This window comes from Streptomyces sp. McG3 (assembly GCF_018619185.1).
Lineage (GTDB): Bacteria > Actinomycetota > Actinomycetes > Streptomycetales > Streptomycetaceae > Streptomyces.
In genome coordinates this window covers 26,446-35,416 of sequence record NZ_JAAXYC010000054.1, presented here as the reverse complement: position 1 = coordinate 35,416, position 8,971 = coordinate 26,446, and the positions used below count along the sequence as shown (strand labels likewise).

Here is an 8,971-nt window from a genome sequence, read left to right as displayed (position 1 = left end):
GCCCCGCCCCCCTGACCGGGAAAGCACCCCCGACCGGGAACGCGCTCCCGACCGGAAACGCACTCCCGACCGGGAACGCACCGCTCACCGAGAACGCGCTCCCGGCCGGGCACTCGCTCCTGGCCGGCCGCGAGGTCCCCGGCACCGGGGACGCCTGGTACGCGGTCGCCGCCGCGACCGGCGAACCGTTCGGCCCCCCGTACCGGGACGCCTCGACGGAGCAGGTAGCCGAGGCGGCCCGGCTCGCCGCGGCGGACGCCCGTGCCTTCCGGGCCCTGCCGCCCGATCGGCGGGCGGCCTTCCTCGACGCCTGCGCGGAGGAGATCGAGGCCCTCGGCGACGCGCTGCTGGAACTCGCCGCCCGGGAGACGGGGCTCCCGCCGGCCCGGCTGACCGGTGAACGGGGGCGCACCTGCGGACAGTTGCGGCTCTTCGCCGAGCTGGTCAGGAGCGGGAGCGCCCTCGGCGCCCGGATCGACTCCGGCCCCTCGGGCACGGACGTACGGCTCCGGCGCGTCCCCCTCGGCCCGGTGGCCGTGTTCGGTGCGAGCAACTTCCCGCTGGCCTTCTCCGTCGCGGGCGGCGACACCGCGTCCGCGCTGGCCGCCGGCTGTCCCGTGGTGGTCAAGGCGCACCCGGCACACCCGGGCACCGGGGAGGCGGTGGCCCGCGCCGTCACGGCCGCCGCCGCCCGCACCGGCATGCCGGCCGGTGTGTTCTCCCTGCTGGTGGGCCGGGGCCACGACGTCGGCCTCGCCCTGGTCGGCGATCCACGGATCACCGCGGTGGGGTTCACCGGCTCCCGGGCCGGCGGGCTGGCGCTGATCGCCGCCGGCCGGTCACGCCCGGTGCCCGTCCCGGTCCACGCCGAGATGTCCGCGGTCAATCCCGTGATCATGCTCGACGGGGCCCTCGCCGAGCCGGAAGCCGCGGCCGGCGCGTACGTGGCGTCGCTGACGGCCGGCGCGGGGCAGTTCTGCACGAACCCCGGCCTCCTGCTGCTGCCGGCCGGACCGGCGGGCGACGCCTTCCTCTCCGCCGCGGCCCGGGCCCTGAAGGCCACGGAGGGGCAGGTCATGCTCACCCCGGACATCGCCCGGACGTACACCGAGGGCGTACGGCGGTGGGAGGACGTACCGGGCGTACGGGAGGTGGCCCGGGGCGCGGCCGGGGCCGGCCCGTACGCACCGGCCCCCGTCGTCCTGGCGTGCGACGCGGCCACGTACACCGCGCACGGGGACCTCACCGGCGAGGTCTTCGGCGCGGCGGGGCTCGTCGTGCGCTGGTCGGGAACGGACGAACTCCTGTACCTGCTGGAGGGGTTGGAGGGCCAGCTGACGGCCACCCTGCACGCGACGGACGCCGACCGTACGGCGGCCCTCGGGCTGCTGCCGGTGCTGGAGGAGCGGGCGGGCCGCGTTCTGTGGGGCGGCTGGCCCACCGGCGTCGAGGTCTGCCACGCGATGGTGCACGGGGGGCCGTGGCCGGCGACGAGTTCGCCCGGAACGACGAGCGTCGGCACCCTCGCCGTCGAGCGCTGGCTGCGCCCGGTCTGCTACCAGTCCTTCCCCGACGCCCTCCTGCCCCCCGAACTCCGCGACGACAACCCCCTGCGGGTCCCCCGGCAGACCGGGGCGGTGCTCACCCCGGGAGCCTGAACTCCGGCAGCACCAGGGCCTCGTGGGCCGGCCGCCCCTCCGCCGGGGGCGGCATGGAGCCCAGGGAGCGCAGCATGGCGTTGCGCTGCTCCAGTGCCCGGGCGGTGGTCGGGAAGAGGGTGGCCTCGCCCTTGCCGACCTGATCCTGGTTCAGGGTCACGAACGCACGGGTGTCACGCTCGTAGGCGGCGAAACCCGCGGCGTGATCGCGTTCGGCCGCCAGGGATCCGGCGAGCATGTACGCGCCGACCAGGGCGAGGCTGGAGCCCTGGCCGGTGAGGAAGGAGGGCGCGTACGCCGCGTCGCCCACCAGCGCGACCCTGCCGCTGGACCAGCGGGGCATGCGGATCTGGCTGACCACGTCGAAGAACAGGTCGTCCGCGTCGGGCAGGGCGGCGAGCATGCCCGGGACCTCCCATCCCGCACCGTCGAAGACCTCGGCGACCAGGTCCCGTTGGGCCCCCGGGTCACGGAACGCGTCGAACGGCGGTTCCGTGCGGGCGAAGTTGAGGAAGCCGTGCACATCGTCGTCGTCGCCCACCGCGTACAGCACGGCCGCCCGGCCCGGGGCGCTCCACATCGTGGTCTCACGGACGAGCCCGAAGGTGTTGCGCAGGGTGAACCCGGCGAAGCAGTAGCCGAGATAGCGGTGGAACCGCTCCTCGGGTCCGAACAGGAGCGCCCGGGTGTGCGAGTGCAGCCCGTCCGCCCCCAGCACCAGGTCGAACGTACGGCTGCCTCCCCCGCGGAAAGTGACGTCGACCCCGTGGCGGTGCTGGTCGAGGGTGTCGATGGAGTCGTCGAACAGGAGCTCCACGTCGTCACGGACGGCCTCGTGGAGAGCGCCGGCCAGCGCCCCGCGCCGCACCTCCAGATCTCTTCCCGCGACCCCGCCGGTGACGGCGTGCGGGTCGACCGAGGCCACCTCGGAGCCGTCCTCGTCGAGGAAGGTCAGCCGGCGCAGATCGATGTGCGCCTCCCGCAGCCGGGGCAGGATCCCCATCCGCCGGACGACGTCGAGCGCGGTGCCGCGCACATCGATGGGATAGCCGCCGTCGCGGACCCTGCCCGCCTTCTCCACCACCGTGACCGCGAATCCGTGGCGGTTCAGCCAGTACGCGAGGGCGGGCCCCGCGATGCTGGCGCCGGATATCAGGACCGTACGCCCCCGTGCGGCGGGACCGTTCACCGACGTATCGAAGCGGGTCATTCCTTGACTCCTTTGCTCAGGGTACGGACGACGAGCAGGGACAGCGCCGTGACGGCTCCGGCCAGGACGAAGCCGACGACGTAGGCCGATTCGGCCGGGAGGTCCGACCCGGCGGGGGTCCTGGCCGTGAGGATCGCGCCGCTGATCTGGACCCCCACGGCGAAGCCGATCACGCGCGTCACCAGGACCAGACCGGTGGCGATGCCGGTGTCACCGCGGTCGACGGAGGTGGCGGTGCTGGTGACCATCGCCGTGACGCAGAGCCCGTTGGCGAGCGCGATCATCATCTTGCCGACGACGAGGTGCCAGACCTCGGTGTGGACGGCCGCCAGGCCGAACAGGCCGATGGCCATGACGAGGACCCCGGCGGTGACCACGGCACGCGAACCGAACCTCCGCGCCCCGAACCCGCCGGCCGGCCCGGCCAGCGACGCGGCCACGGCCCCGGGCAGCAGGAAGAGGCCGATCTGGGTCGCGCTCGCCCCAAATCCGTACGCGTCGGCGGGTACCGCGAACAGCGCCGGGACGAGATAGGCCGCCACCGACGTACCGACGCACATCATGAACGTCAGCACGCACGCCTTCCACACCTCGGGCCGCCCCACCATGCGCAGATCGACCATCGGCGAGGCCACGCGACGTTCGACGGCCACCCACCCGGTCGCGAAGGCGGCCAGCAGCACGAGGAGGGCGACGAGTACGAGGGGCCGCGCGACGATCTCGGGCGCCAGCGCCAGGACCAGCATCAGCGTGACGAGCGTTCCGCTCAGGAGGACCAGGCCCGGCCAGTCGATCCCGGCGCCGTCCGACCGGCGCGGCGGATCCTGCGGCATCAGCCGGTGCACCAGCACGGTGGCCCCGATGACCGCGAACGTCGGCAGCGCGAACATCCAGTGCCGGGACAGCCCTTCGGCCACGGGTCCGGCCGCCAGCGTCCCCGCCATCGTGCCGCCCACGAACAGCCCGCTGACCACCCCGATGGCCACCTTGAACTCGCCCTCGGGAAGGTGTTCGCGCACCAGGATGAACGACAGGGGCAGCGCGCCCACCATCGCGCCCTGGAGGATCTGACCGAGCAGCAGCACCGGCAGACTCGGAGCCAGGGCGGACACCAGACCTCCTGCACAGACCACCACCATCAGCCGGACGAGGACCCGTTTGCCGCCGTAGCGGTCGCCTAACTTCCCCGCCACCGGCGTGATCAGCGCGCCGGTGACGAGGAGCACGATGCTGAGCAACGCCCCTTCGGCGTGGCTCATGTCCAGCTCACGCCGCAGGAGCGGGAGCGTCGGCGTCACCACCGATTCCAGCGCGCCGGTGGCCAGCGCCAGGATGCCGAGGGCCCGGACAGGGGCCTTGCCGATACGGAGCTCAGGAGCCGAAGTCGTGGTCATGGAGGTCCTTTCCGTCACGGCCCGGCGGGACGGAGCCGACCGCACACGGAGGAACGCGCACGGTACGCACCGGACCAGAACTACACTACACCGTGCAGTGTAGAACGGTTAGGATGAGCCCATGCCGACCACCAAGACCCTGCGCGAGGGGTCCACGCGGAAGCGGGCCGCCATCCTCTCGGCGGCCCGGGAACTGTTCCTCGCCGACGGCTTCGACCGCTCCAGCGTCGACGCCGTCGCCGCGCGGGCGGAGGTGTCCAAGCGGACGGTCTACGACTACTTCGGCGACAAGCGGACCCTGCTGCGGGCGGTCGTCGACTCGGTCGGCCAGTCGCTGGTCACCACGGTCCGGCGCACCCTCGACGACACCCTCACGGAGCCGACCGGGGCCGCCGAACTGGAGGACGGCCTGGTCGCGTTCGCGATGCGGATCGCGACCGACATGCTCGGCTCCGCGGAGTACACGACCCTGCAACGCCTGGTCCGCACGGAGTCCGGCCATCTGCCGCAGCAGGACTACAACCCCATGGCGGACACCCCCGACGAGGCGATCGCCGAACGGTTCGCGGCCTTCGCCGAGGCCGGGCTGCTCGACGTCCCCGACGCCCGGCTGGCGGCGGACCAGTTCCTCGCGCTGACCTTCGGCGTCGCCCTGGACCGCCTCGGCTCCGCGAACGCCGCGCAGGACCCCCGCGTACGCCCCCTCGTCGTCGAGGGAGTACGGACGTTCCTCCGCGCGTACCGGGCCGATCGGGGCGCGGGCGTCACGACCTGAGACGGGCGGGAGCGGGCATCACGCCGTCAGGCGGGCCGACAGGCGCACGGTCACGGATGCCGCTGGATGGGAACCGGGTGGGCCGCGCGGACACTCATGGGTGTGAAGTCTTCACTGAACGAGCGGATTCGATCCGGCGAGCGCGAGGCGTTCGCCGAGATCTTCGATCAGCATGCGCGCGTGGTGTACGCGCATGCGATCCGGAGTACGGGTGACTGGGCCGCCGCTGAGGATGTGATGTCCTTGACCTTCCTCGAAGCCTGGCGGCTGCGCCACAAGCTCCACGGCGATGTGGGGAACGTTCGGGCCTGGTTACTGGGCATCGCCACCAACGTGCTCCGGAACTCGGCGAGGGCGTCCCGGCGGCACAGCCGGGCCATGGCCCGGCTGCCGGCATCCAAGGATGCGCGGGACTTCGCTGACGAAGTCGTCGGTCAACTCGCCGACGCGCAAGTCCTGGCAGCGGCGGCGAAGGCGCTGAGCCGCCTCAAGCGCGGCGAGCGCGAGGTCTTCACGCTGGTCGTCTGGTCCGGGCTGAGCTACACAGCAGCCGCCGAAGCGCTCGGGGTGCCCATAGGAACGGTGCGATCGCGGCTCTCGCGCGCCCGGACCAAGCTACGCCGGTTGGTGGAGACCGAGTTACGGACGGACGTCACCGTCGGCCCGATCACCGGGCCCGGCAACCGGCACGGGGCACGTGGCCCCGCACCCCAGGTCGCGGACGCATACCGGAGGAAAGCATGACGGACCCTTGTGAAGGTGCGGAGCTGACGGAGGCCCGGAACGAGTTTCCACCGCCCCCCTCCCCCCAGCCGCGCGCCGAGGTGGTTGAGCTGCACAAGCGGACTCTCCTCGCGGAGATCGACCGCACGGGGCCGAGCGGGCACCGGAGAGCTCGCGCGGGACGACGGGCCGCTGTTGCCCTCACCTCCGCGGCAGTCGCGTCCACCGCGGCCATCGCGGTCATGGTCACCGACTCCGTCACTCCTCGGGCGCCGGGTGCCCAGCCTGCTTCGCGAGCATCGGTGCGGCTTCTGGACCGGGCGGCCCGCGTGGCCGCCGGGGACCCGGCCGACTCCCCGCGAGACGCACAGTTCGCGTACGTCAACGTGACCGGCCACACCACCTCGCTGTCGGAAACCGCGACCGGGGAGATGAAGCAGGCCCGGGAGGACGAGAGTTACGAGCAGTGGACCTCCGTGGACGGCAGCCGACGTACGGTTCAACGTGAGAGGGGCGGTCCCAGGACTCTGCTGGAAGCCCCGGGAAAGGGCAGCTTCGGCTCGCCGACCTACCGCTTCCTTGCCGGGCTTCCCACCGACCCCGAGGAAGTGCTCGCAGCCATCTACCGTGAGACGAAGCTGAACCACGGAGAAGGCTCCGGCTCCACCACCGGTCCGGATCAGGAGGCTTTCGTCATCATCGGCGACCTGCTGCGGATGTCGGTAGCACCTCCGGAGGCAGCCGCGGTCCTCTACCGCGCGGCAGCACGGATTCCCGGCGTTGTCGTGGTCCCGAACTCGGTGGACGCCGCGGGCCGTCGGGGTGTCGCCGTCGCCCGCGCACACGATGGGGAGCGTAGCGAGTGGATCTTCGACAAGGGGACCTCCCGGCTGCTCGGCGAACGAACCGTGCTGCTCAAGGACTCCGCCTGGGGCAAAGCAGGAACAGCGGTCGATTCGACAGCCATCATCGGCAGCGGCTTCACGGACAAGCCCGGCGAAAGACCTCCCCGGACATTCGACGGAGGACGGGAGAAGGGGACGGGCCCGGATCGTAAAGGGCCTCCGACAACAAGGAGCGTTTCCTCCGATGACCGCACGGCACGCATCCCCTGAGCCCAGCGGCGCCGAAACCGCCTCGGCCAGGGACGTCACGCCGTTCCAACCTTCCCTCGTCGGAATGGTCTTCAGGGAGGTGACACCGATGCACATCTCCAGGCCCGCGGCGTGGGCGGTGCGCGCCCACAGATTCGAAGCCGGGGTAGAGAGAATACTGCGCAGCCAAGGGGCGACGGCCGCCCCCGCGATGGTCCGCGACCTGGACGGCATAGCGAGCACATTCCTGACGGACCTCGCCCGGGACGCGGCCATGGCCGTCCGCGAGGGCGCGGGCAACCGTTTCGGTACGGTCACCCTGATGGAGTCGGACGCACCGACCCCACCCCCGCTCCTCATCGATCCCTCCGGACCCCGTCCGCCCGCAGGGGGACAGGCGGACCATCGGCAGGGATGACGTCCTGGCCGCCGCCACTGTCCAGTTGTTCGACGGCAACCTCAGACAGCGAGACCTCACGGAGGCGCACAGGGCGACACAGAACACCCCAGCCGACTGAGCGGGCACGATACGCACGCCACGGGGACTCCGCCCGTTCCGGGAGGGCTCCACGACGCTCGAACCCCGAGACGCACGACCCGGATCGGCCCCACCCTCGCGTCCGTGCGCTCAACGCACGCGGCACCCCTAGCGCACACGCAGGGGAAACGCAGGTCAGGCGTCCTTCTTCACCGGCTCCAGAATCGCGACGCACTCGACATGGTGGGTCATCGGGAACAGATCGAACGCCCGCAGCGTCCGCACCTTGTACCCCCCGTCCCGGAAGTACGCCAGGTCCCGGGCCAGCGCCGCCGGGTCGCAGGCCACGTAGGCGATCTTGCGTGCGCCCAGCCCCGACAGGTGCTTGACGACCTGCTTGCCCGCGCCCGCGCGCGGCGGGTCCAGGACGATCAGGTCGCACTCCGTGATGCCGGTACGGGGCAGGACCTGGTCGACCTTGCCGTGTTCGATGCGAACCCGGTCCAGGTCCTTCAGGTTGTGGCGGGCGTCCTCGACCGCGCGCTTGCCGGACTCGATGCCGAGGACCGCGCCCTTCTCGCCGAGGCGCTGGCCGATGGCGCCGGCGAACAGGCCGACGCCGCAGTAGAGGTCGAGGGCGGTGTCGTTCTTGCGGGGCAGCAGGCCCTGCATGACCGCGCGGACCAGGGTGTTGGCCGCCTGCGGGTGGACCTGCCAGAAGCCGCCGGAGCCGACGCGGTAGGTGCGGTCGTCGGCGCGCTCGCGGACGAAGGCGCGGCCGTGGACGCGGTGGACGCCGCCGTCCTTCTCCTCGACGCGGAGCACCGAGACCGGCTTGTCGAGTTCGACCAGCGGGAGTCGGCCGCCGGGCTTCGGGGTGAGGATGACCTGGCGGTCGTTCGAGCCGGTGGCGGTGATGGCCTCCACTCCGGCGATCTGGGGCCACTCGCGCTTCTCGACGCCGAGCTCCGAGACGCCCGGCGCGGCGATCAGGCAGCGGTCGATCGGCTGGACGTCGTGCGAGCGGTGCTTGCGCAGGCCCGCGCGGCCATCGGCGTCGACGGCGTACTGGACGCGCGTGCGCCAGGCCGGCACCTCGCCCGCGGGAAGCTTGTCCCCCTCGGCCGGCATGACCGTGCCGTCCCAGCCGGCCTCCTCGGGGGTCAGGCCCGCCAGCCGCAGGAGCTGCTCGGCGATGACCTCGCCCTTGAGGCGGCGCTGCGCGCCCGGCTTGGCGTGCTGCCAGTCGCAGCCGCCGCACATGCCGGGGCCGGCGTACGGGCAGGGCGCCTCGACGCGGTCCTTGGACGGCTCGATGATCCGTACCGCGTCGGCCCGCAGGAAACGGGAGTCCGTGTCGCCGTCGGTGACCTTGGCGATGATCTTCTCGCCGGGGAGCGTGTGGCGTACGAAGAGCACCTGGTTCTCGGCGGTGCGGGCGATGCAGTGACCGCCGTGTGCGACGGGCCCGACCTCGACCTCGTACTCCTCCCCGACCAGCGACGACGTGGGTTCGTTCTGCATGAGGGGAGGCTCCAGGGAGAAAGGGGGCAAACGGTCGGGCCTGCGGCCGGACGACAGCCCACCAGTCTACGCGGGCGTGGTCAGGGTGCTGACCACGCCCGGCCCCCGCCGCCTC

General features: G+C 72.3%; 8 protein-coding genes. 5 read left to right on the top strand and 3 right to left on the bottom strand.

Annotation, left to right across the window (positions count from 1 at the left end; all coding sequences use genetic code 11):
* The first annotated feature begins 11 nt into the window (after positions 1-11).
* Positions 12-1,658: an aldehyde dehydrogenase (NADP(+)) gene (locus tag HET64_RS12260; RefSeq protein ID WP_215104767.1), complete on the top strand. Its 1,647-nt coding sequence runs from the start codon at positions 12-14 to the stop codon at positions 1,656-1,658.
* Here HET64_RS12260 and HET64_RS12255 read toward each other — a convergent pair.
* Both HET64_RS12255 and HET64_RS12250 read right to left on the bottom strand, forming a co-directional pair.
* Positions 1,642-2,868 carry an FAD-dependent monooxygenase gene (locus HET64_RS12255; RefSeq protein WP_215104765.1) on the bottom strand — a complete coding sequence of 409 codons (1,227 nt, stop codon included), beginning with the start codon at positions 2,866-2,868 and terminating at the stop codon, positions 1,642-1,644. The genes HET64_RS12260 and HET64_RS12255 overlap by 17 nt on opposite strands.
* Positions 2,865-4,262, bottom strand: coding sequence for an MFS transporter (locus HET64_RS12250; protein WP_215104763.1), 1,398 nt, complete (start codon positions 4,260-4,262; stop codon positions 2,865-2,867). Before HET64_RS12250 ends, HET64_RS12255 begins: the two co-directional genes overlap by 4 nt.
* Positions 4,263-4,383: 121 nt before the next feature.
* Between HET64_RS12250 and HET64_RS12245 the strand changes: the two genes are divergently transcribed.
* The 4 genes from HET64_RS12245 to HET64_RS40085 all read left to right on the top strand — a co-directional run bounded on the left by HET64_RS12245 (position 4,384) and on the right by HET64_RS40085 (position 7,272).
* Positions 4,384-5,037: a TetR/AcrR family transcriptional regulator gene (locus tag HET64_RS12245; RefSeq protein ID WP_215104761.1), complete on the top strand. Its 654-nt coding sequence runs from the start codon at positions 4,384-4,386 to the stop codon at positions 5,035-5,037.
* Between the two features lie 96 nt (positions 5,038-5,133).
* A complete protein-coding gene (locus HET64_RS12240) occupies positions 5,134-5,781 on the top strand; it encodes an RNA polymerase sigma factor (RefSeq protein WP_215104759.1) in 648 nt (215 codons plus the stop codon).
* The gene (locus HET64_RS12235; RefSeq protein ID WP_215104758.1) at positions 5,778-6,875 is read left to right on the top strand and encodes a CU044_5270 family protein; all 1,098 of its coding nucleotides are present in this window, start codon (positions 5,778-5,780) and stop codon (positions 6,873-6,875) included. The genes HET64_RS12240 and HET64_RS12235 overlap by 4 nt, the downstream gene beginning before the upstream one ends.
* Before the next feature lie 88 nt (positions 6,876-6,963).
* Positions 6,964-7,272 carry a hypothetical protein gene (locus HET64_RS40085; RefSeq protein ID WP_374105556.1) on the top strand — a complete coding sequence of 103 codons (309 nt, stop codon included), beginning with the start codon at positions 6,964-6,966 and terminating at the stop codon, positions 7,270-7,272.
* 255 nt (positions 7,273-7,527) lie between these two features.
* On the opposite strand, the gene HET64_RS12225 is transcribed toward HET64_RS40085, so the two are convergent.
* The gene (locus tag HET64_RS12225) at positions 7,528-8,856 is read right to left on the bottom strand and encodes a class I SAM-dependent RNA methyltransferase (RefSeq protein ID WP_215104756.1); all 1,329 of its coding nucleotides are present in this window, start codon (positions 8,854-8,856) and stop codon (positions 7,528-7,530) included.
* Positions 8,857-8,971: the final 115 nt, after the last annotated feature.

Excerpts from the sequence above, each read along its gene's own strand:
- HET64_RS12225 (WP_215104756.1), bottom strand. The coding sequence starts at position 8,856 with ATGCAGAACGAACCCACGTCGTCGCTGGTCGGGGAGGAGTACGAGGTC.
- HET64_RS40085 (WP_374105556.1), top strand. The coding sequence starts at position 6,964 with ATGCACATCTCCAGGCCCGCGGCGTGGGCGGTGCGCGCCCACAGATTC.
- HET64_RS12240 (WP_215104759.1), top strand. The coding sequence starts at position 5,134 with ATGGGTGTGAAGTCTTCACTGAACGAGCGGATTCGATCCGGCGAGCGC.
- HET64_RS12245 (WP_215104761.1), top strand. The coding sequence starts at position 4,384 with ATGCCGACCACCAAGACCCTGCGCGAGGGGTCCACGCGGAAGCGGGCC.
- HET64_RS12250 (WP_215104763.1), bottom strand. The coding sequence starts at position 4,262 with ATGACCACGACTTCGGCTCCTGAGCTCCGTATCGGCAAGGCCCCTGTC.
- HET64_RS12235 (WP_215104758.1), top strand. The coding sequence starts at position 5,778 with ATGACGGACCCTTGTGAAGGTGCGGAGCTGACGGAGGCCCGGAACGAG.
- HET64_RS12255 (WP_215104765.1), bottom strand. The coding sequence starts at position 2,868 with ATGACCCGCTTCGATACGTCGGTGAACGGTCCCGCCGCACGGGGGCGT.